General features: G+C 68.0%; 20 protein-coding genes. 11 read left to right on the forward strand and 9 right to left on the reverse strand.

From position 1 onward, the window contains the following. Window positions 1-52: 52 nt before the first annotated feature. Complete coding sequence (locus AC3ANK_RS15190) at window positions 53-592, forward strand: hypothetical protein (RefSeq protein WP_206861557.1); 540 nt, start codon at window positions 53-55, stop codon at window positions 590-592. A gap of 200 nt (window positions 593-792) precedes the next feature. On the opposite strand, the gene AC3ANK_RS15195 is transcribed toward AC3ANK_RS15190, so the two are convergent. The 9 genes from AC3ANK_RS15195 to flgA form a co-directional block, all read right to left on the reverse strand. Next, entirely contained in the window at window positions 793-3348 is a 2556-nt protein-coding gene (locus AC3ANK_RS15195; RefSeq protein WP_484171517.1) for a glycoside hydrolase family 3 protein, read from the reverse strand. Between the two features lie 102 nt (window positions 3349-3450). Beyond that, window positions 3451-4977 carry a tryptophan halogenase family protein gene (locus AC3ANK_RS15200; protein WP_206861558.1) on the reverse strand — a complete coding sequence of 509 codons (1527 nt, stop codon included), beginning with the start codon at window positions 4975-4977 and terminating at the stop codon, window positions 3451-3453. Window positions 4978-5031: 54 nt separating this feature from the next. Beyond that, window positions 5032-6090, reverse strand: a complete 1059-nt coding sequence (locus tag AC3ANK_RS15205) for a cupin-like domain-containing protein (protein WP_206861559.1) — start codon at window positions 6088-6090, stop codon at window positions 5032-5034. Beyond that, the gene (locus AC3ANK_RS15210; protein WP_206861560.1) at window positions 6087-6833 is read right to left on the reverse strand and encodes a SapC family protein; all 747 of its coding nucleotides are present in this window, start codon (window positions 6831-6833) and stop codon (window positions 6087-6089) included. The genes AC3ANK_RS15205 and AC3ANK_RS15210 overlap by 4 nt, the downstream gene beginning before the upstream one ends. Before the next feature lie 229 nt (window positions 6834-7062). Beyond that, window positions 7063-10266, reverse strand: coding sequence for a TonB-dependent receptor (locus AC3ANK_RS15215; protein WP_425492565.1), 3204 nt, complete (start codon window positions 10264-10266; stop codon window positions 7063-7065). 881 nt (window positions 10267-11147) lie between these two features. Beyond that, entirely contained in the window at window positions 11148-12395 is a 1248-nt protein-coding gene (locus AC3ANK_RS15220; RefSeq protein ID WP_242525140.1) for an ATP-binding protein, read from the reverse strand. A 210-nt stretch (window positions 12396-12605) separates the two neighbouring features. Next, entirely contained in the window at window positions 12606-12944 is a 339-nt protein-coding gene (locus tag AC3ANK_RS15225; RefSeq protein ID WP_206861561.1) for a flagellar protein FlgN, read from the reverse strand. Window positions 12945-12954: 10 nt separating this feature from the next. Next, the gene (gene flgM / locus AC3ANK_RS15230) at window positions 12955-13272 is read right to left on the reverse strand and encodes a flagellar biosynthesis anti-sigma factor FlgM (RefSeq protein WP_242525141.1); all 318 of its coding nucleotides are present in this window, start codon (window positions 13270-13272) and stop codon (window positions 12955-12957) included. An 88-nt stretch (window positions 13273-13360) separates the two neighbouring features. After that, complete coding sequence (gene flgA, locus AC3ANK_RS15235; RefSeq protein ID WP_320415188.1) at window positions 13361-14026, reverse strand: flagellar basal body P-ring formation chaperone FlgA; 666 nt, start codon at window positions 14024-14026, stop codon at window positions 13361-13363. Between the two features lie 150 nt (window positions 14027-14176). Here flgA and AC3ANK_RS15240 point away from each other — a divergent pair, with 150 nt between their 5' ends. The 10 genes from AC3ANK_RS15240 (at window position 14177) to flgJ (ending at window position 22772) form a co-directional block, all read left to right on the forward strand. Beyond that, complete coding sequence (locus AC3ANK_RS15240) at window positions 14177-15103, forward strand: chemotaxis protein (protein WP_206861563.1); 927 nt, start codon at window positions 14177-14179, stop codon at window positions 15101-15103. 140 nt (window positions 15104-15243) lie between these two features. Beyond that, entirely contained in the window at window positions 15244-15603 is a 360-nt protein-coding gene (gene flgB / locus AC3ANK_RS15245) for a flagellar basal body rod protein FlgB (protein WP_206861564.1), read from the forward strand. Window positions 15604-15614: 11 nt separating this feature from the next. Then, window positions 15615-16022 (forward strand): flagellar basal body rod protein FlgC, encoded by a 408-nt coding sequence (gene flgC, locus AC3ANK_RS15250; protein ID WP_206861565.1) that lies wholly within the window; start codon window positions 15615-15617, stop codon window positions 16020-16022. Window positions 16023-16062: 40 nt separating this feature from the next. Beyond that, entirely contained in the window at window positions 16063-16725 is a 663-nt protein-coding gene (locus AC3ANK_RS15255; RefSeq protein ID WP_206861566.1) for a flagellar hook capping FlgD N-terminal domain-containing protein, read from the forward strand. A 75-nt stretch (window positions 16726-16800) separates the two neighbouring features. After that, window positions 16801-18024, forward strand: coding sequence for a flagellar hook protein FlgE (gene flgE / locus AC3ANK_RS15260; RefSeq protein ID WP_206861567.1), 1224 nt, complete (start codon window positions 16801-16803; stop codon window positions 18022-18024). Window positions 18025-18056: 32 nt separating this feature from the next. After that, window positions 18057-18800: a flagellar basal body rod protein FlgF gene (locus AC3ANK_RS15265; protein WP_206861568.1), complete on the forward strand. Its 744-nt coding sequence runs from the start codon at window positions 18057-18059 to the stop codon at window positions 18798-18800. 219 nt (window positions 18801-19019) lie between these two features. Continuing rightward, window positions 19020-19805 carry a flagellar basal-body rod protein FlgG gene (gene flgG, locus AC3ANK_RS15270; RefSeq protein WP_206861569.1) on the forward strand — a complete coding sequence of 262 codons (786 nt, stop codon included), beginning with the start codon at window positions 19020-19022 and terminating at the stop codon, window positions 19803-19805. Beyond that, the gene (gene flgH, locus AC3ANK_RS15275; protein ID WP_206861570.1) at window positions 19802-20500 is read left to right on the forward strand and encodes a flagellar basal body L-ring protein FlgH; all 699 of its coding nucleotides are present in this window, start codon (window positions 19802-19804) and stop codon (window positions 20498-20500) included. Before flgG ends, flgH begins: the two co-directional genes overlap by 4 nt. A gap of 9 nt (window positions 20501-20509) precedes the next feature. After that, window positions 20510-21655 (forward strand): flagellar basal body P-ring protein FlgI, encoded by a 1146-nt coding sequence (locus AC3ANK_RS15280; protein ID WP_206861571.1) that lies wholly within the window; start codon window positions 20510-20512, stop codon window positions 21653-21655. Window positions 21656-21815: 160 nt separating this feature from the next. Continuing rightward, complete coding sequence (flgJ, locus tag AC3ANK_RS15285) at window positions 21816-22772, forward strand: flagellar assembly peptidoglycan hydrolase FlgJ (RefSeq protein WP_206861572.1); 957 nt, start codon at window positions 21816-21818, stop codon at window positions 22770-22772.

A 22772-nucleotide genomic window follows, 5' to 3' on the forward strand; every position in this document is an offset into this window, starting at 1 on the left:
GCGAAGCGCCCGGAATCCGCTCCGGGCGCCATTCGTTTCGCGTATCGCGAAAGTGCGTGGATCAGCGACGCTGGCCGCCGCCCCTTTCCTCGTCACGGCGATTGCCGCCGCGGCCGCCTTCCTCATCGCGCTGGCTGCCGCCACGTTCCTGGCGTCCGCCCTGACCCTGGCCCTGCATGCCGCCCTGGCCGCCACGATCCTGGCCCTGACCCTGCATGCCACCGCCCTGGCCGCCGCGATCCTGGCCCTGGCCCTGCATGCCGCCCTGGCCCTGACCCTGGCCCTGGCCCTGACCCTGCTTCTGGCCGCCCTGGTTCTGATCACGCTGGTTGCTGTTGCCCATTACTGCTTCTCCGATGTGCAGGCGGTATTGCCTGACAAGGGAGATGTCGCAAGCGCCGTGCCATCGCATGCGCAGCGGGTTTTCCGCACACGCGGTCGCGTCCGCTGCGCATTCAGTTTGAGCGATGTCGAAAGCGAGTCGCGGTGGCACATCCGTGGTCCAACCACGGTGAAGGACGCGATGCGCGCAAACGCCGGAAGAATGTGCAAGCAGGGGGAAACACGTGCGGACCCGGCCGCACGCGGATGAATCGCGCGCATGTGCGCTTCGTGCACGCGATCGTTCAGCCGGTCACGCGTTGGTGAGGCGCGGCAACACCAAGACACACAGCGGGTGCCGCTCTTGTAGCCCGGATAAGCGAAGCGCACCCGGGAGAGGCGCCGTGAACCCGGGTGCGCTTCGCTTGCCCGGGCTACCACGGCTCCACTTCCTACTCCTGCATCACCCGCTCACCGCTTGCATGGCAACACATGCTCCGCTTCGTTCGAAGCGCCCAGCCTCACGCGCGACACCGACAGCTGCAGCTTGCCCGCGCTTTGCAGCGCCAGCACCGAATCGAGCTTGCGCATGTCCGCGCCCGCGGCGGCGAGGCACTGCAACGGCACGCCGAACGTCGTCCACTGGTTCTTTGGCAACTGCGCGAGTGCGTCGCGTGCGGGCAGGCTTCCGCCCTTGCAGCCGCTGCCGCAGGTCACGCCCACCATCACGTCGCCCGTCGGCGCCTCTTCCACGCGCATCGTCAGCACGAGCATCACCTCGCCGTTGGTTTCGCGCATCAAGGTCATCGGCTTGTCGGTGAGGATCGATGCCGTCGCCGGCTGCGCACCCGACCACGCGAAGCGCCGCGCGTCCTCCTGCGCCTGGTGATCCACCGCGCTGACCGACAGGCTTCCGTCGGGAAGCTTCGCCGGCAGCGTCGTCACATCCACGTTCTGCCCGGCGGCGTTGTGCAGGCGCAGGCGCAGGCCGTCGGCGAGCGTGCCGCGCGCGTAGAACGTGCCCGCCGCGGTCTGCCCGCCCTTCACGCCGGATTCCTCCGGCAGCGGCGCGAGGTTGCCGTCGTCGGCGTACGTCAGGCCGAAGCCGAACGCGAACTGCGGGTCGTAGTCCTTCTGCCCGACGTTGTTCGCCACCTGCATCGCGTTGCGCGGCCAGCTGAAAGCCAGCTTGCCCTTGAAGTCGTTCTGCACGCCGCCATCGGCCTTTCGCAGCAGCACGTCGGCGACGCCGCCGCCTTCCGAACCCGGCAGCCATGCGGCGACGAACGCATCGCTCGCGTTGATCTCGCGATTCACCCACAACGGACGGCCGCTGAGGAACACCGACACCACCGGAATGCCCGCCGCCTTCAGCCGCTTGATCAGTTCCAGGTCCGCATCGTCGCCGGGCCGGTAGAGCAGGTTGGGAATGTCGCCCTGGAATTCCGCGTACGGATCCTCGCCGAACACGACGATCGCGACGTCCGGCTTCGCGGTGAACGTGCCGTCCACCGACAGCGTCGCCTCGCCGCCGGCCGCCTTCGCCTGCTGCGCGATGCCTTCGAAGATCGTGTCGGCGTTCGGATAATCCTCGCGCTTCGTCCCCGTGCCTTGCCAGTTGAGCGTCCAGCCGCCGACCTGCTTGCCCATGTCGTCGGCGCCGCGGCCGGCGACGAGGAGGCGCTTGCGCGGATCCACCGGCAGCACGCCGCCCTGGTTCTTCAACAGCACCAGCGATTCGCGCACGGCTTGTCTTGCGACGGCGCGATGTTCCGGCGCGCCGAGCAGTTCGAACCTGCCGCCAACCTCACGCTGCGAGGGCTTGTCCGCTTCGAACAGGCCGAGGCGGAACTTCACGCGCAGGATGCGGCGCACCGCGTCGTCGAGCCGCTCCTGCGGGAGCGTGCCGGCCTTCGCCGCCGCGAGCGCGGTGTCGTAGAAGCCCTTCCAGCTGTCGGGCGCCATCGCCATGTCGAGCCCGGCATTGATCGTCGCCGGGCAATCGGTGTTCGTGCAGCCCTCGACCTGGCCGTGGCCGTTCCAGTCGCCGACGACGAAACCGCCGAAGTTCATCCGGCCTTTCAGCGCGTCGGTGAGCAACGGCTTGTTGCCGTGCATCTTCACGCCGTTGACGCTGTTGAACGAGGCCATCACCGACTGCGCGCCGGCGGCGATCGCCGGCGGATAACCCGCCGCGTGGATGCGCACGAGTTCGGCTTCGCCGAGTTTGGTGTCGCCCTGGTCCTCGCCGTTGGCCGTGCCGCCGTCGCCGAGGAAATGCTTCACCGACGAGATCACGTGCCGGCCGTCGAGGAACTCCTTCGACCCGACCTTGCCCTGCAGGCCTTCGACCATCGCGCCTGCGAAACTGGCGACGACTTCGGGCGATTCGGAATAACCCTCGTACGAACGTCCCCAGCGGTCGTCCTGCGGCACCGCGACGGTCGGCGCGAACGCCCATTCCATGCCGGTGGTGCGCGTTTCCAGCGCGGTGATCTCGCCGATGCGGCGCAGCAGCTCGGGATTGCGCGTCGCGCCCAGGCCGATGTTGTGCGGGAACAGCGTCGCGCCGACGATGTTGCTCTGCCCGTGCACGGCGTCGATGCCGAAGATCACCGGGATCGCCTTGCCGCCTTTGGACGTGTCCATCGACGCCTCATGGAACGCGTCGGCGAGCGCGAGCCATTCCGCCGGCGTCGCGTTGTAGCGCCCGCCGGGATCGGAGTTGCCGCCCGCCAGCACGGAACCGAGGCGATACGTGCGCACGTCTTCCGGCGTGAGGCTGGCGATGTCGCCCTGCACGATCTGGCCGACCTTCTCTTCGAGGGTCATCGTGGCGAGCAGGTCGTTCACGCGTTTCTCGAGTGCGGGGTCCTCGGGCAGCGGCCACTTCACCTCGGGCCATGGCGATGCATCGGCCTGCGCCTGCGCGCCGGCCTGCGGTTTCTCATCGCCCTTGCATGCCGCCAGCGCCAGCGCCGTGATGAGGACGGTCGTTCCGATACGCGTGAAGTTCCTTGCTTTCACCGCTTCGCTCCTGTGTTTTGGGAAAACGCGCGAGGAGGACGAGAATCGAAGGAAATCCTCCGCTCCCTGGTCTTCACGTTCCTCTCCCCTCGCTCCTCGTTCTCAAGCCCGTTCCGCCTGCACCTGCTGCCGCCCGCCCCACACCTCCGGCGCCGCCTTGCAGTACCGCTCGATGAATTCCTGCTGCGTCGGGAATTTCGCCACCGCATCAAAGATCGGTTTGCGGATCGAATCGAAGAACCGCCGCATCTGGTCGTCCGGCAGCGCGCGCGCGAGCGGGTGATGCTGTTGCGGCACCAGCCCCTGCCCGAGCATCACGTGCGTCCACGAATCCACGCGGAACAGCTCGTTCGCGCCCTGCCACGCGTGCGCGCGCTCGCGCCATGCGCGCAGGCGGATCGACAGCGATTCTGGAATCTCCATCTCGCGGCACATCGTCCACATCGCCTCGTCGCGCTGGTTGGCGTGGTAGTGCAGGATGATGAAGTCGCGCACGTGCTCCATCTCGCGCCGGCCGGTCTCGTTGTAGAGCTCCACCAGCGAATCGGGAATGCCGTCGAACGGAAAGCACTCGACCAGGCGGATGATCGAGGTCATCGACAGGTGCAGGCTCGTCGATTCGAGCGGTTCGATGAAGCCGCTGGCGAGGCCGAGCGACACCACGTTCTTGTTCCAGCCCTTCAGGCGACGGCCGCTGCGGAACGGGACGCGCCACGGATCGCGGATCGGCGTCGCCGCCGCGTCGGCGAGCAGCCGCGAGGTCGCTTCGTCGTCGGACATGTGGCGGCTCGAGTACACCCAGCCGGTGCCCACGCGATGCTGCAGCGGAATGTGCCAGCGCCAGCCGGCCTCGTGCGCGATGGCGCGCGTGTACGGCACCGGGCCGCCGAGCGATTCGGTCTGCACCGCGACCGCGCGATCGCACGGCAGCCACTGGTGCCAGTCCTCGTAGCCGGTCTTGAGCGTCTGCTCGATCAGCAACCCGCGGAAGCCCGTGCAGTCGATGAACAGATCGCCTTCGACGACCTGGTCGTCCTCCAGCACCAGCGCTTCCACGTAACCCGACTCGGCGTTCTGGCGCACTTCGCGGATCTTGCCTTCGATGCGCGTGAGACCGAAGCCTTCCGAACGCTTGCGCAGGAACCGCGCATACAGGCCCGCGTCGAGGTGGTACGCGTAGTTCACCTGCGGCTGCGCCGGCAGCGCGAAGCGGTCGGCGAGCGCGGCCTGCGTTTCCAGGCAGTAGTCGCCCAGTTTCGAATCCATGCCGCGCTGCAGGCTTTCCAGCCAGAAATGATGGAACGCCGCGACCAGCGTACCCTGCCCGGTCACGCCGAACGGATGGATGTAGCGCTCGTCTCTGCGGCGCCAGTTCTCGAACGAGATCGCCAGCTTGAACGTGCCGGCCACCTCGCGCAGGAACTCCTGTTCGTCGATCTGCAGGAAACGGTGGAAATTGCGGATCGGCGGCACGGTCGATTCGCCGACGCCGACGGTGCCGATCTGCTCGGATTCGATCAGGGTGACCTGGAGCAGATCGCGGAACTGGTGCGTCAGCGCCGCCGCGGCAAGCCAGCCGGCGGTGCCGCCGCCTGCGATCACGACCCTGCGGATTCGACCCTTCTCCATCCGGCTCTTCTCCATCTCATGCCCCTCGTGTGCCGTGACGATGAGCGCGGGCGCTCAGCGATTGAGTTTGGCGATCAGCATCGCGCGCAACTGCCGCGCGAGCGTCTCGTCGATCGGGCCGAGCGCGCCCTGCGCCTGCGGCGGAAGCTGTTCGCGCGCGGTTTCCGGCGGACCGAACACGTAGTGCTCGAACACCTCGCGCCACGCCTGCTTCTCGCGCGCGGGGCGATCGCGCAAGGCCCAGATCGCGTGGTACAGCGCGTGCATCGGCGTGGGCACGTACGCGGGCACGCTGCTCCACCAGTAATTCACCAGCACGTTGAACGCTTCCAGCGCCTGCACGTGGTGCCACCACAGGCTCGGGATGAACACCGCGTCGCCCGGCTCCAGCACCGCGCTGCGCCCGGCCGCGAGCGCGTCGCGGAAGCGCGGGAAGCGCGTGAAATCGGGCTTGTCGAAATCCACCAGGCTCACCGCCTGACCGCCCGGCGTGGGATCGAGCGGGCCGGGATACAGGTTGTGGATCTGCTCCGGCGGAAACAGCGTGAAGCGACGGCGACCGACCGCGCACACGGCGATGTTGTTCATCGCGTCGTAGTGGCACGAGGCGGTGACGCGATTGCCGATCCAGATGCTCGGCGGCGCCTCGATGCCCTGCGCGGCGAGCGCGAGGTCGTTCCCCGCGCGCAGTCCGGGCAAGCGCGTGTCGATCAGCAGGGACGCGACGTAGTACGTCGGCGGCGATGCGTCGTCCGCATGCGCGGCGATCCCGTCGAGCACCTGCGACAACCCGCTGCGCCGCACTTCGAAGTTGAGCCCGGTGAGATCGTCGTTGTAGAACGGACGTCCGCGAACGTCTTGCCCGCCCCAGGAATACGTCACCGGCTGGCCGTTGTCGTGACGACGCAGGCAGTCCATCGCCGCATGCATCGAACGCATGCCTTCCGTCACCAGTTCCCAGTCGCGCGCGATGCCGCGCAGCACGACCGGCTCGCCGCGCGCGAGCAGTTCGTCGATCGGCAATGCATCGGCCTTCAGGCCGTGCAGTTCGTGCAGCCGTCCGGCGACGCCGACGCCCGCGTCGATGGTCGCGTCGTCGGCGCGCGCGTTCATTGCGCGTCCGCTGCCTGGCGCAGGCGGCGCTGTTTTTCCGCCATCAGCCGTCGCAGGTTGTGCAGCGAGGCGAGCACCAGGTACACGCCTTCCAGGTATCCGGCGCGATGCAGGCGGTGCAGCGATTCCGGATCGAGCGCCGCGAGCCGTTCGCGATCGATGCCGTGCAGGCCGGCGAGGCTCACGCGATGCGCTTCGTCCAGCTGGATCTCCAGCGACAACGGCTGGATCAGTTCGAGTTCGTCGAGCGCCGCGTACATCGCGCCGCCCGCGTCCACGCCGTCGCGGATGCCGCGCAGCACGGTGGAGATGTGGTCCAGGTACGCGCTGTTGCCGCCCTGCGGCAGGAACACCGCCTCGCCTGCGCCGGTCGGGTCGATGCGCGGGTGTTCCATGTCGACGTGCACCACCGGTTCGCGGCGCAGTTCGCCGTCGATGCGTTGTTCCTGGAAGCCGATCAGGAACGGCCCCTTCGCGATCGCGCCGGGCAGGTACGTCGCGTTCCAGCGTTCGCCCTGCAGGAACAGGTTCTCCTTCGCGTCGAAGCCGAGCAGCGCGATCGCCTGCCACTCGCCGCTGCCCTGCTCCCTGCGGAAGAAGATCGGGTATTCGCGCTGCAGCTCGGCGAATTCGGTCGGGAAGGCCGCGACCATGCCGATGTCGTCGCCGAACTCGCGTCCAAAACGCGTGACGACGCGCAGGTCCTTGTGCGTGATGTTGTTGAGCAGTTCGTATCGGGCCATTGGAGCAGGAGCGAGTGGACGGGAGTGGGGAAACGAGAAGAGCGGTCGCTACGGCTTCATGCTTGGTTTCTACTCGCTTCTTTCCCGGAAAGGAACGGGAAACGAACAAGCGAGAGGGTTCCTGTCCGTTCCCGTTCCTGTACCCGAACATCCGTGTTCGCAGGGAGCGGGAAACGAGGGGCGATGCCCGGCTCGTTTCCCGTTCCTGCGCCTCACCCGTTCCCCGGCCTCAGAAGCGCCAGCGCACGCCCAGCATGTAGCGCGGGCTCTGGTCGATCAGCTTGATCATCTGCTTCTCGGAACGGGCGTGCCAGCGCACGTCCTCGCCGGTGAGGTTGATCGCCTCGAAGCCCACCTGCCAGTGGTCGTTGAACGAGTAGTTCACGCTCAGGTCCCACTGCTCGTATTCCTCGACGTAGAACGGGTTGCGGTTCGAACCGTTCTCGTTGGCCGCGATCAGGTACTCGTCGCGCCAGTTCCACGCCAGGCGGGCCGACCAGCCGTACTTCTCGAACATGAACATCACGTTGGCCGTGTCGCTCAGGCCGAGCAGCGCGAACTGGTCGCGTTCGATGACGGTGTTGTCGAAGGCGACGTCGCCGTCCACCAGCGTGTAGTTGGCGAAGATGCCGAAGCCCGACTCGCCGAAGAAGTACTGGCCGCCCATTTCCCAACCGTGCAGGTTGGCGTTGTTCTGGTTGACCGGACGCTGCACGTCGAACTCGTACAGCGGATCGTCCGCTTCGCCGACGAGGTCGTACGTGTTCTCCATCAGCAGGGTCTGCGCCGAACTGCCGTCGTACGCGGCGAGGCCGCCGGTTTCCGGATTGCGCAGCATCGCCATCGCCGTGAACAGCGCGGTGTCGTTGGCCGAGCACGCCTGCGACAGGTCGCCGCCCACCGCACTCACCTGCGCGACGCACTGGTCGCCGGTGAGGAAGGCCAGCGCCGCCTGCGCATCGGGACCGGAGGTCGGATCGCGCAGCCCGTACAGGTTCTCGCGCACCACCGAGTTGCCGACGAAGTTCTTCACGTCCTTGTTCCAGAACGTCACCGAGACGAAGCTGGCATCGGCGAAGTACCACTCGATCGCCAGGTCCAGGTTGTCCGATTCCAGCGGATCCAGCGCCGGGTTCTGCGACTCGCCGTCGGCACGCGTGGACGGGTTGATCAGGATCGAACCGGTGGGCTGGTTCGGGATCGGGCCCGCGTAGAGATTTCCGTACGGCGCGCGCGCGATGGTCTGGCTGAACGAGGCGCGCGCCTTGATCTCATCGGTGATGTCGAGCGCGAAGTCCAGGTTCGGCAGCACGTAGTCGTAGCTGTGCGTCTGGCTGAAGGGCTGCTGCTCTTCCGATCGCAGGATGCGGAAGTCGTTGTTCGCCTGCCACTGGATCGCACTGGGCGTGGCGACCTGCGAGGTCGAGGTGACGTAGGTCTTCTCGTATCGCACGCCGATGCGCGTGTGCGTGGGCATGCCGCCCAGTTCGCCGTCCAGTTCGATCTGGCCGTACACCGAGTCGGTGTCTTCCTCGACGCGATCGTCGTTGGCGAGCTGGGTGTTCGCGCGGGTCTGTGCGCCGTAGAAGTCGCCGGCCCACAACGCACCGGCCGTGGCATCGCCGCGCCATGCGCCGGTGGCCGCGCCCGGGGCGCTCCAGTCGTCGAACATGCCGATGATGTTCACCGGACGCAGCAGTTCGGCCAGGCCCGGTTCGTTGCCGGTGTTGGCCACGCCCCAGTCGCCCAGCGTCGAATACGCCTCGGTGGTCTGCTTGCGGATCATCGTCGTGCGCGAGGAATCCACGCCGAACATGAAGCGGCCGTCGTCGAAGTTGTATTCGCCGTCGATGCGGCCCTGCTTCACTTCGGTTTCCTGGCGCTGCGAGTTGATGCGCAGCACCTGCGAGCCGACCTGCTCGACCGGGAAGTCCGGGTTCACCGTGCCGTTGGCGCCGGACACGGCCGAGGTCGGATCCGGATACCACGTGCGCGCGCCGATCGGCAGGCCGTTGTTGAACCACAGCTCCTGCGCCCAGTTGCCGCCGCAGTACGGACCCACGGTGCAGTTGTTGGTGCCGGCGATCGAGAAGAACGTCGAACCGCCGCCGGTGACCGGATCGTTCGGCAAACTCTTCGACGTGGTGTTGTGCGCGTCGAAGGCGAGGCGGAAGCGGTCGGTGACGTCCCACTTCACGTTCAGGCCGAGCGAATCGAGCTTGTATTCCTGCTCCTGGCGCTGCTGCTCGAAGCCGAAGTCCTTGGTGCCGACGATGTCGCGCAGGTACACGGGCGTGGCGACTTCCTCGCCGGTGTCGAACACCAGGTGGCTGAAGCTGTTGGCGCGCTGCAACCAGATGGTCTGCTCGCCGCGGTTCTCGGTGATCTCGTTGGTCGAGTAGGTGTAGTCGAGCGTGAAGGTCACCGCGTCCGTCGGCGCGAACTGCAGCACCGCCTGGCCGTTGATGCGTTCGCGTTCGAAATCGGCGAAGGCGTAGCGCAGGTCGTTCGGCATGCCGTACAACTGGCCGATCGCCGGCGCGTTCTCGACGATCGCGTCCGGACGCAGCGCCGGATCGGTGCCGGTCCAGCGCTGCATGTTCCAGGCGTTCTCGGTGGACTGCACCGAACCGCCGTGGCGCTTCTGGTAACTGGCCGAGATGCCCACGCCCCAGGTCTTGTCTTCGTTGGCGTAGCTGAAGATGCCGGAGACTTCGGGCGTGATGTCGCTGTCGAACGGCTGCGATTCGTCGTACACCGCCTTCGCGCCCGCGCTGGCGACGATGCTGCCGCCGGCGTGGTTGAACGGGCGATCGGTCTGGATGTCTATCGTCGCGCCGATGCCGCCGCTGGGCACGGTCGCCTGGCCGGTCTTGTAGACGACCAGCGTGTCGATCGCCTCCGAAGCCAGCTGCGCGAAGTTGAACGCACGCGTGCCGCCGTCGACGCCGCCGATCGGCACCTGGCCGGGCGCGCCGAACGCGTCGGCGCCCGGGATCTGGCGACCGTTGAGGGTCACCATGTTGAACTGCGGGCCGAAGCCGCGCGCGGTGATCTGCGCGCCTTCGCCGTCGCGGCGTTCGATCGAGATGCCGGTGATGCGCTGCAGCGATTCGGCGAGGTTGGTGTCGGGGAACTTGCCGATATCCTCGGAGCTGATCGCATCGACCACGCCCGCGGCTTCGCGCTTGAGTTCCATCGACTGGTTGAGCGAATTGCGAAGGCCGGTGACGACCACCGAATCCAGCGTGGTGGCTTCATCGCCCGCGGGTCGCTGCGACTGCGCGACCTGCGCCTGCGTGGCCTGCGTGGCGTCCTGTGCGAACGCCGGATTGATCACCAGCACGCCGCCGACGAAGGTGAACATCGCCGTGCGCCGGAACGTGCGTGTGGTGGACTTCGTTGTGCTGATCATCCTGGAGCGCAGGCTCATGGCGCGACCCTCCGTTGGATGCACGAACCCTCATGGTCCCGGAGTTGCGGCGCGATGGTTGCCGCGTGCGTCCGGGACGCTACGTCTGCGTGGGACTGGAACCAAATCATGTGGTCTGCCCTCTACTTCGATCGATGGATGTACTTGCCCCTCCCCAGGGCACCCCGCGGGCGCGCGCCCGCTCATTTCCACAGCCGGACGTCCGGGAGAACGCCGCTTCACGCACCACTGTTGCCGACTTCCGTTGCGGTTCCAGAAACGTGCAATCGCTTGAATCGAAGCTTCCGAAGACGGGTCGTCCGCGCCCCCTGTGATAGCGCTACCACCCGGCTTAACGCAAAATAAGCAAAGTGTGCCGAGTTTGTCATCGTGCGGTGCAGCAATGGGCTGGTCGTTCCACAGGTTTCGTTTGAAACCTTGGGAAACGGGTGAGGTCGCGGGGGGTGAATGGGCGTGAGCGTGGTTGCGGCCCGTGATTCAACGCCCGACTGGACGACGGCTCGGCCTCACTCTTCCTTCACCCTTGGCCGTCGTCCCGGTGCCAAGCGGTCACGGCTTCCGCGCGGAAAAGCCTGCTTGCCGCTGTGCGGCTCGCGCCGCTCCCCAACCCTCCCCTGCACGCAGGGGAGGGAGAAACCGCGGGGCTCGTCGTTGCTCGTCGTCGTTGCTCGTCGTCGCGAAGATCGGCGACGAGCAAATGGGTTCCAGCTTTCGCTGGAATGACGGCGCTGTTGTTCGATGTTGTTGGAATGCCCGCGCGTTATCGGCCTGGATCCCGGCCTTCTCCGGGATGACGGCGAGGCTTTTCGCCGTGTGCGAAGCGCTTGCTCGCGAAGCGCTTCGCCGCTCTCGTGCCTAGTTCCGGCCCACTCGTTCCTGCTTCACTTGCTTCTTGGCCGCGAAAGCACCGGCTGCATGATCGGCAGCACCACGCGGAACGTGCTGCCTTCGCCGGGCCGGCTGTGCACTTCGATACGGCCGTGATGCTTGGCGACGATGCGATACGCGATCGCGAGCCCCAGCCCGGTGCCACGACCGATCGGCTTGGTCGTGTAGAACGGATCGAAGATGCGCTGCAACGCTTCTTCGGGAATGCCGACGCCGTCGTCGGCCACGCTCACCCACACCTCGTCGCCTTCCACGCCCATCGCGAGCGTGATCAGGCCGCGGTCGTCGATCGCCTGGCCCGCGTTGATCAAAAGGTTCATGAAGACCTGGTTGATCTCCGACAGGTAGCACTCCACCAGCGGCACGTCCTGGTAATGCTTCTCGACCTTCGCCTTGTACTTGAGGTCGTTCCACACGATGTTGAGCGTGGACTCCAGGCCCTTGCGCAGGTCCGACGGGCGCATCGGCTCGTCGCGCTCGACGTGCGAGAACTCCTTGAGGTCCTGCACGATCTTGGTCACGCGCTCGATGCCTTCGCGCGATTCCTCCAGCAGTTTCGGCAGGTCGCCGACGATGAAGTCGACGTCGAGCCGCTCGCGCAGCTGCTTCAACTGCGCACGGCTCGCCGCGGGATCGGACGATTGCAGCGCGTTGGCGTAACCGTCGACGAGCGCGAGCAGCGCGCTGGCGTATTCCTGCAACGTGCCCAGGTTGGAATGCACGTAGCCGATGGGATTGTTGATCTCGTGCGCGACGCCCGCGGCGAGCTGGCCGATCGACGCCATCTTCTCCGACTGCAGCAGCTGTTCCTGCGCGCTGGCGAGGCGGTCGTAGGTCGATTGCAGTTCGTCGTGGCGTCGTCGCAGTTCGCCTTCGCGCGCCGATCGCACGGAGATGTCGGTCATCACCGTGTAGCGGCGGCAGCGCCCGCGATCGCGGCCGGCGAAAGCCTTGATCTCCAGCACCAGGCCCGGCAACGCGGTGGGCACCTCGCCGATCCAGCGGCCGTCCCGCTGCGCGATCTGCCAGCCCTGTTCGGGGATGTACGTCAGCAGCCTCGCCGGATCCGGATGCGGATCGTCCGGATGCAGGCGCATCGCCAGCACGCGGCCGGCGTCGTTGCTGTGCAGCAGGCGGCCCTGGTCGTCGAGCAGGAAGACCGCGAGGTCCGACATCGCGACCGCCCAGAGCATGTCTTCGCTCCAGGCCTCGCCGGTGTGTGTGCTGGGTTGTTCGCTCATTGCGTTCCGCGCATGCGTGGGCGGGTTCAACTTATCGCATTCGAGGTGGAGGAATCACGTCGGAATGCGCGATCGCCCTGCAATGCGTCATGCCCGCGAAGGTGGGGCTCCATGCATGCGAGCGTCACCACCTTTGGAGGCCGGAGTTTCGCCGTTGGCGAGGATGACGGTGAAACGATTCGCCGGGATGACGTCGGCGAGTGCCCGCCTTCAGGCCGACACGTTGACCCGACTATGCGGACGCGCGCCGGCTTGGCCGTTCGCGTCGTACACCGCGTCGGCGTCGATGCGTCCGAGGTGGCGCAACGCCCAGTTCACTTCGCGACGACGGCGCGCCAGCAGGGCGCCGTTGGCGTGGTTGAGCTCGCTCAGCGCCATCACGCGCGGAATGTCCGCCGCGGCGGTGCCGGCGCGTTCGGCCGCACGCAGCGCGTCGAGCTTCGCCTGCGTGGAGCGCAGCAGCGCCTCGACGTCGTGGTCGAGCAGCGCGCGGCGCTCCTCGTTGAGGGCGCTTTCCAGTACGTCGAGCGGATGCGGTTGCGGGTTCATCCGCGATGGCTCACTTCGACAGTGCGTTCTCGAGCGAAAGCATGCGGTCGGCGATCGCCTGCGGATCGACCTTGTAGCTGCCTTCGGCGAGCGAGGCGCGGATCGCGTTGACCTTGGCGACGTCGATGCCGGCCGGCGCCGCGCCGAGCTCGCGCTCCAGCGCCTGCAGGTGGGTGGCATCGCCGGTGAGGCGCATCTGGTCGGCGGAAGCGGTGGCGCCCACCGGCTGGCCGCGGTCGGCGCCGGAGCGCGACTGGACGGACGAGCTGGCGGCCGACTCGATCTGGCGCAGCGCGGGCGACATGGCGCCGTCGATCTTGTGGGTCATGGCTGACTCCTGGGGAACGTGTTCGAACTCGATAACGGCCGCCCGCGGCCGGACTTGAGGGGAAAACCTGACAACTTTGTAAGGGTCGTCACAAATTGACCTCGACGATCCCGGGCCCGACCACGCGGCCCCGGATGATACGGCGCGAGGTGGTGTTCTCGACCGAGACGGTCGACCCCACCCTGCCCGCGCCCATCGCGCGACCGCCCATGCGCACTTCCATCCCGCCCACGCGCGAGACCAGCGTGACCGGGTCGCCGCGCTTGAGCGCGCCTTCACCGCCCATGTCGTCCGGCCCGAGCACCGCGCCGGCCGGCATGGCCCGGCGCAGGCGCCTGCCGACGACGGCGGCCGGGTCGGTTACGACCGGGCCGTCGCTCGCGCCGAGCTCGCGCCGCTGCACGGTGAGGTGCGCAGGCGTGATCGGCTCGTCGCCGCGCACGGGCTTGGCGAGCACGACCACGTCGGCCTCGCGTCGCACCCGCACCGGCACGTAGAGCTGCCACCCCGGGGTATCGGCACAGCGCACCGCCACTGAAGTCGGCCCGGCGACGGTCGCCGCCAGCGGCTGCGTGCAGGCCGGCATGCGCAGGCGCGAATCCACGGCGGCTTCGGCCTGCGCGTTGGCGTCCATCGCGCCCATGGCGGCAATCGCGGCGTCGCGGATCGATTCGACCGGCTGGAACGTACCCGCCGTCGCCAGTAACGGCGACAGCGCGAGGGCGGTCAGCAAGGCATTCGGAATGGCGCGCACGCGGGGCTCCGGAGGGAGATTCGGAAGGTGCGTGCAGGATTCGTGCCGGAACGGCCTGAGCGTTTGTAGAGCGCCGCCGCGATCACGGCCCGCCCCTTGCACGGCGCCGGCCATGCTCAAGTCCCGCCCCGCCCGGCCGACAACCCGACCATGAGTCAGGACCTGCTCGACCGCATCGACCAACGCACCCGCCTGGCCGGCCACAACCGGCTGGCGCTGCTGCTGTTCCGCCTGGGCACGCGTCAGCTTTTTGGCGTGAACGTCTTCAAGGTGCAGGAAGTGCTGCCGCGCCCCCCGCTGTTCACCCTGCCGCAGCTGCCGGCGGCATTCAGCGGCGCGGCCGACGTGCGCGGGCGCAGCATTCCGGTGCTGGACCTGGCGCGCGCGATCGGCCACGGCGATGCGGATTCGGTCGAACCCAGGTACCTGGTGGTGACGGAATTCAACCGCTCCGTGCAGGGCTTCCTGGTCTCGGCGGTGGACCGCATCGTGAACATCGCGGTGGAGGACATCCACCCGCCGCCGGAACACGGCGCCGACCAGCACTACCTCACCGGCGTGACGCGCCACCACGGCGAGCTGATCCAGCTGATCGACGTGGAAAGCGTGCTGGCCGAATCCGCCCCGCGCGCCAGCGACGCCGACCGCATCGCCCCGCTCGCCGCGACCAGCCCGACCGCGCCGCGCGAAGTGCTGGTGGTCGACGACTCGCGCGTGGCGCGCAACCAGATCCGCATGGTGCTGGAGCAACTCGGCCTGGGCTCGACCCTGCTCTCCGACGGCCGTCAGGCGCTGGACCACCTGCAGGCGCTGCTCCTGAGCGGCATCGATCCGAACGAGCGCTACGCCATGGTCATCTCCGACATCGAGATGCCCGCCATGGACGGCTACACCCTGACGACGGAAATCCGACGCGACCCCGCCCTGCGCGGCCTGTTCGTGCTGCTGCACACCTCGTTGTCGGGCGTGTTCAACCAGGCGATGGTCGAGCGCGTGGGCGCGGACGACTTCGTGCCGAAGTATTCCGAGCACGAGCTGGCGCAGCGGGTGGCGGCGCGGGTGAATTCGCTGGGTTGAAGCCCGTGATTCGTGATTGGTGATTCGCAAGAAGCCGGGGCACCCCGCTCTTGGCGAATCACGAATCACGAATCACCAATCACGGCCGTTCTGGCACACGTCTTGCCTCTCCTCCGGTTGAACCCGATCCCGGAGGCGTCATGTCCGATTTCCTTGGCATCCACGGCACTGCGCTGGCCCTGCGCGAGCAGCGGCTGCAGTTGCTGTCGGCCAACCTGGCCAACGCCGACACGCCCAATTTCAAGGCGCAGGACCTGGACTTCACCAGCGCCCTGCAATCGGCCCTGCAACCCAATGCCGCCGTGGGCGACGCCATCGACGGCGCCGCGCAGGGCGCGCGCTACGCACGTCCGAGCAGCCAGCCCAGCGTCGACGGCAACACCGTCGATGGCGAGCGCGAGCACGCGCTGTTCGCGCAGGCGGCACTGGAATACCGCGCCTCGCTGACCTTCGTGGAATCGAAGGTGCGCGGGATGCTCACCGCGATCACTGGCCAGTAAGGAGCGACCGCATGAGCAACCTGCCCATCTTCGACGTCGCCGGTTCGGCGATGAACGCGCAGTCGGTGCGTCTTTCGACGATCGCGTCCAACCTCGCCAACGCCGATTCGGTGTCCGGCAATCCCGACGAGGTCTACCGCGCCAAGCAGCCGGTCTTCCGCGCCGAAGGCGTACCGGGCGATGCCTCGCTCGCCGGCGTCAACGTGGTGGAAGTGCGCGAGAGCGACGACGCGCCGCTCAAGCGCTACGAGCCGGGCCATCCGCTCGCCGACGCGCAGGGCTACGTGTACGCGCCGGCGGTGGATCCGGTGGCGCAGATGGTCGACCTGATCTCCGCCTCGCGCAGCTACCAGGCCAACGTCGAGGTGTTCAACAGCGCCAAGGAACTGGCGCTGTCGACGTTGCAGATGGGCCGCTGAGGCCCTCGCCACCTTTCGCCGAACCTGATCGGGAACCCGCATGACCACCATCTCCGACTTCGCCGCCACCTACGGCGCCACCGGCACCACCGGCGACACGGGCAAGAAGTCCGACTCGCTCGGCCAGGCCGATTTCCTGCGCCTGATGACCGAGCAGCTGCAGCACCAGGACCCGCTCAATCCGATGCAGAACAGCGAGTTCCTCGGGCAGCTCGCGCAGTTCTCCACGGTGCAGGGCATCCAGGGATTGCAGAGCTCGCTCGACGGCCTGGGCACCTCGCTCGCCACCGACCAGATGCTGCGCGGCGCCTCGCTGGTCGGGCGCACTGTGCTGGTGCCCTCGGCGAAGATGGCGCTGGAGGGCGAAGGGAGCGTCAGGGGCGTGGTCGCCGCACCCGACGCCGGCACCGTCACCTTCGACATCACCGACGCCAACGGCCAGAGCGTCCGCAAGATCATCGTCACTGCGGAGAAGGCCGGCGAAGTGGCCTTCGAATGGGACGGCAAGGACGCGGACGGCAATCGCCTCGTGGCCGGCACCTACGGCGTCACCGCGAGCATGGGCTCCGGCGAGACCAGGCAGGACCTGAGCACCTACGTCGAATCGCGCGTGGACAGCGTGACCGTGGGCAGCGACGGCGTGTTCCTCGACCTCGCGGGACTGGGCACGGCGCCGCTGGACTACGTGCTGCGCATCCGATGAACACCTACCACTGATTTCCCTCATCCGCCCTCTCTGGCGAGAGGGAAACAAGACCTCCATCCCGGAGAACACGACATGGGCTTCAACACCTCGCTGTCCGGCATCAACGCCGCCAACGCCGACCTCAACGTCACGGCGAACAACATCGCCAACGTCAACACCACCGGCTTCAAGGAATCGCGCGCCGAGTTCGCCGACCTGTTCTCGTCGACCGCCTACGGCCTGTCGCGCAACGCGATCGGCTCGGGCGTGAAGCTGAGCAACGTCGCCCAGCAGTTCTCGCAGGGCAACATCGACCCGACCGGTCGCGGCCTGGACGTGGCGATCGACGGCGAAGGCTTCTTCGTGCTCAACGACAACGGCGCGCGCGTGTATTCGCGCGCGGGCAATTTCCAGCCCGATCCGAACGGCTTCATCGGCACGCCCGACGGCAAGCGCCTGCAGGTGTTCGCGCCCAACGCGAACGGCAACGGCTTCGACGTCGGCCGCCTGGTCGACCTGCAGCTGCTCACCACCACCAGCCCGCCGCAGGCCTCGACCACCGTCGACATGCAGGTGACGCTGCCGGGCAACGCGAGCGCGCCGACGGTGGCGCCGTTCGATCCGACCGACACCAACACCTACAACCATTCCAGCGGCGGCGCGACGGTGTACGACTCGCTCGGCGTCGCGCACGTGCAGACCTCGTACTTCGTGAAGACCGCAAACCCGAACGAGTGGCAGGTGCACAACTTCATCGACGGCACGGCCGTCGGCGCGCCGACCACGCTGCAGTTCAACGGCTCCGGCGTGCTGATCGCGCCGGCGAGCGGTCAGATCGCGATGGATCCGTTCACGCCGCCGACCGGCGCGGGCGTCATGAACCTGACGCTGAACCTGTCCGACTCGGCGCAGTACGGTTCGGCCTTCGCGCTGCGCGACCTCAATCCCGACGGTTACGCCGCCGGCAAGCTCAACGAGATCGACATCGATTCCACCGGCGTGGTCTACGCGCGCTACTCCAACGGCGCCGACCAGGCGCTGGGCCAGATCGCGCTGAGCACCTTCACCAATCCGCAGGGCCTGGCGCCGCAGGGCAACAACGTGTGGGCCGAAACCTACGCGTCGGGCAATCCGCGCACCGGTGCGCCGGACACGGCGGATTTGGGCACGCTGCAGTCCGGCGCGCTGGAAGCGTCCACCGTCGACCTCACCGAACAGCTGGTCAACATGATCACCGCGCAGCGCAATTTCCAGGCGAACGCGCAGATGATCTCGACGCAGGACCAGGTCACCCAGACGATCATCAACATCCGCTAAGCGCGGACGCGATGGGATAGGAGGTTCGCGTCATGACCGACCGCGCGCTCTACATCGCGATGACCGGCGCCAGCACGTCGCTGAAGACGCAGGCGGCGGTGTCGCACAACCTGGCGAACGCGAACACGGTGGGTTTCCAGGCGACGCTCGCCGGTTCCACCGCCGCGCCGGTCGCCGGCAACGGCCACGCCTCGCGCGTGGCCGCCGCCTCGCAGACCTACGGCATCAGCGGCACGCACGGGGCGATCCTGCAGACCGGCAACACGCTGGACGTCGCGCTGAACCAGGACCGCTGGCTCACCGTGCAGGATGCCCAGGGCAACCTCGCCTACACGCGCGCCGGAAACCTGGCGATGAACGCCAACGGCCTGCTCACCAGCAACGGCCGCCCGGTGATCGGCGCGGATGGCGCGCCGGTGACGGTGCCGCCGTTCCAGTCGATGGACATCGCCAGCGACGGCACGATCTCGATCGTTCCGCAGGGCCAGCCCGCCAACACCATCGCCGAAGCCGGACGCCTGGGCGTCGTGCAGGCGCGCACGGCGGACCTGGTGCGCGGCGACGACGGCCTGATGCGCCCCGCCAACGGCCAGCCGCCCGCGCCCGCCGCCGGCGAATCGCTCACGCCCGGCGCGGTGGAGAACAGCAACGTCGAGGCGACCTCGATGCTGGTGCAGATGATCCAGACGGCGCGCGCGTTCGAGATGCAGGTACGCGTCTTGCAGAGCGTGGATGAGAACGCGCGCAGCGCGAATTCGCTGCTTGGGGGCAGGTAGGCCGTTTACGCGGCACTGCCGCGTGGCCCGCCTACCCGACCGGCCATGGACGGCCGGCCGGGCGATCCGTCCCCAGGACGTTTCGCCAGGGATGGCCGCGGTGCATCGAGCAAGGCGATGTCATGCCGAGCTCGCCGCAAGCGGCTTCGCACCCCCTCCCAACCTCCCCCTGCAAGCACGGGGAGGAGCAACACCCCGACCTTCAAGAGGAAGCACGCCATGACCCAGGCTCTATGGATCGCCAAGACCGGCCTCGACGCGCAGCAGACGCGCATGGCGGTGATTTCGAACAACCTGTCCAACGTCAACACCACGGGCTTCAAGCGCGATCGCGCCGAGTTCCAGGACCTGCTGTACCAGACCGTGCGCCAGCCCGGCGGTGCCACGTCCGAACAGACGCAGCTGCCGACCGGGCTTTCCACCGGCACCGGCGTGCGGGTGGCGGCGACGGCGAAGGAGTTCTCGCAGGGCAACCTCGCCGTCACCGGCGGCGCGCTCGACGTCGGCATCGACGGACGCGGCTTCTTCGAAGTGCTGATGCCCGACGGCAGCAGCGCCTACACGCGCGACGGCAGCTTCAAGCGCAATTCGCAGGGCGAGCTGGTGACCAGCGCCGGCTATCCGGTGCAGCCGGGCATCCAGTTCCCCGAAGGCACGCAGAGCGTGACCATCGGCGCCGACGGCACCGTGTCGGTGAAGGTGCAGGGCCAGGCCGACGACGTGCAGGTCGGCGCGCTGACCCTGGCCGACTTCGTGAATCCCTCGGGCCTGCAGGCCATCGGCGGAAATCTCTTCGTGGAGACCGGCGCCAGCGGCCCCGCGCAGCAGGGCGCGCCGGGCACCAACGGCATCGGCCAGCTCGCGCAGGGCCAGCTGGAAGGCTCCAACGTCAACGTCGTGGAGGAGCTGGTGTCGATGATCGAAACCCAGCGCGCGTACGAGACCAACGCCAAGGCGATCTCGACCACCGACTCGATGCTCGGCTTCCTCAACAACAACCTGTGAGTGCGGCGCCCGTGAACGCGTTCATCCGTCTTTCCATCGCCGGCGTGGCGCTGTCGCTGTCCGGCTGCGCCACGGTCGTCGGCGACGTGCGACCGTTCGAGCCGATGTCCGCGCCGCCCGCGGCCGTGGTCGCCGCGCCCGCCCCGGCCAGCGAAGGCTCCATCTACTCCGGCCGCAGCCTGCGCCTGTTCGAGGACAACAAGGCGCGCGATGTCGGCGACCTGGTGACCATCGTGCTGGTGGAGAACACCAGCGCGCGCGCGCAGGCCGACACCTCGGTGAGCAAGGAATCGGGCATCGACATGGCCGCGCCGACGATCGCCGGCGTGCCGATCACCTACAAGGGCAATCCCATCCTGGAAGCCTCGGTCGAGGGCTCGCGCGACTTCCAGGGCTCGGGCAACAGCACGCAGAGCAACCGCCTCAACGGTTCGGTGACCGCGACCGTCGTGCAGAACCTGGGCAACGGCAACCTGCTGGTGCGCGGCGAGAAGCGCGTGCGCCTGAACCAGGGCGACGAGCTGATCCAGGTTCAAGGAATCGTGCGCACGGCCGATATCGGTCCCGACAACCGCATATCGTCCGACCGCGTCGGCGACGCGCGCATCGTCTACGGCGGTCGCGGCACGCTCGCGCGTTCCAACGCGATGGGCTGGCTGGGCCGGTTCTTCAATTCCGCGATCTATCCGTACTGAGGGGGGCGTATGAACACTCGCAAGTCCTCTTTCAGGGGCACCGGCCTCATCGCCTACGCGATCGCCTGCACCCTCGCCGGCCTGGTGCTCACGCTCGCCGTCGTCCCGCCCGCGCGCGCCGAGCGCATCAAGGACCTCGCGCAGGTCGCCGGCGTTCGCGGCAATCCGCTGGTGGGCTACGGCCTGGTCGTGGGCCTGGACGGCAGCGGCGACCGCACCAGCCAGACGCCCTTCACCGTGCAGAGCCTGAAGACGATGCTCGACCAGCTCGGGGTCAGCATTCCGCCGGGCGTGAATCCGCAGTTGAAGAACGTCGCGGCGGTGGCGATCCACGCCGAACTGCCGCCGTTCGCCAAGCCGGGCCAGCCGATCGACGTCACCGTCTCGTCCATCGGCAACGCCGGTTCGCTGCGCGGCGGCAGCCTGCTGATGGCGCCGTTGCGTGGCGCGGACGGGCAGGTCTACGCGATCGCGCAGGGCAGCCTGATCGTCTCCGGCTTCGGCGCCTCCGGCCGCGACGGTTCGCGCATCTCGGTCAACGCGCCCAACGGCGGCCGCATCCCGAACGGCGCGATCGTCGAGCGCGCCGTCGCCGGCGCGCCGCCGTCGGGCAACGTCACGCTGAACCTGCACGAAGCCGACTTCACCACCGCCGCGCACATCGTCGATGCGGTGAACCGCGAGTTCGGCAACGGCCGCGCGCGTGCCGTGGACGCGGTGACCATCGAAGTGAGCCCGCCGGCCGACGGCGACCGCGTCGGATTCCTGGCGCGCCTGGAATCGCTGGACGTGAGTCCGGGCGCCGCGGCGTCGAAGGTCATCGTCAACTCGCGCACCGGCACCGTCGTGATGGGCGGCCAGGTGAGCGTGCTGCCGGCGGCGGTGTCGCACGGCTCGCTCACGGTGTCGATCTCGGAGAACGCGCAGGTCAGCCAGCCCAACGAATTCGGCCGCGGCCAGACCGTGGTCACGCCGCAGTCCACGGTGGAAGCCTCGGAGGACGGCGGTCGCATGTTCCTGTTCCAGGGCGGCACGTCGCTGGAGCAGATCGTGCGCGCGGTGAACGCCGTGGGCGCCGCGCCCGGCGACATCGTGGCGATCCTGGAGGCGCTCAAGCGCGCAGGGGCGCTGCGGGCGGAGCTGGAGGTGATCTGAGTGGCGCTCGCACGCCATCGCTCCTGTAGCCCGGGCAAGCGAAGCGCACCCGGGTTTCGTGCGTTGATGGTGCGCCATCCCGGGTGCGGCTTCGCCTTGCCCGGGCTACCAGCGCCGGACTTCCGCTGCGTCACGGCACAACTCTTGCCTTGACCCCACCATGCACCTGCGCCCCACCCTGTCCCAGCCGCTGACCACGCCGAGCACCGACGGTGCCCCGCGCGATCGCTCGCGCCTGGAATACGCCGCGCGGCAGCTGGAAGCGCAGTTCGCGCAGATGCTGGTGAAGTCGATGCGCAGCGCGTCCTTCGGCGATCCGCTGATGGGCGACAACTCGACCTACCGCGACATGTACGACCAGCAGCTCTCGCGCGAGCTCGCCAAGGGTCGCGGCCTCGGCCTGGCGCCGATGATCGTGCAGCAGTTGCAGCGCAGCGCCGGCATGAAGACCGACGCCGCCATCGCGCCCGAGGGCGGCTTCCCGCTCTCGCCCGGCGCATCGCCGATGTCGCTGTCGCTCACGCCGAGCAGCGGTGGCGTCTCGCTCCCCGCGCTCGCCACGCCCGCCCTGCCGCGCGTGGAAACGCCGCAGGTCGAATGCGATCCCAACGCCAAGCTCGACTGCTCCAGCCCGGAAGCCTTCGTGAAGTCGGTGTGGCCGCACGCGCAACGCACCGCGCAGGAGCTGGGCGTGGACCCGAAGGCGCTCGTCGCGCAGGCCGCGCTGGAAACCGGCTGGGGCCGGCGCCTGGCGAAGGACGGCGGCGAGGCGACCTCGCACAACCTGTTCGGCATCAAGGCCGGCTCGAAGTGGAGCGGCCAACGCGTCAACGCCGCCACGCACGAATACGTGGGCGGCACGCGCGTGAGCGAGCGCGCCGATTTCCGCGCCTACGGCTCCATCGGCGAGAGCTTCGCCGATTACGCCAGGCTGCTGAACAACCCCCGCTACGCCCAGGCGCGCGCCGCCGGCGGCGACACGCGCCAGTTCGCGCAGGCGCTGCAGAAGGCCGGCTACGCCACCGATCCCGCCTACGCCGCGAAGATCAACGCGATCGCCGAAGGCGCCACCCTCAACCGCGCGCTCGCCGCGCTCGACGGTCCGACCCGAGGCTAA

The organism is Lysobacter sp. SCRH-1R, from assembly GCF_057747855.1.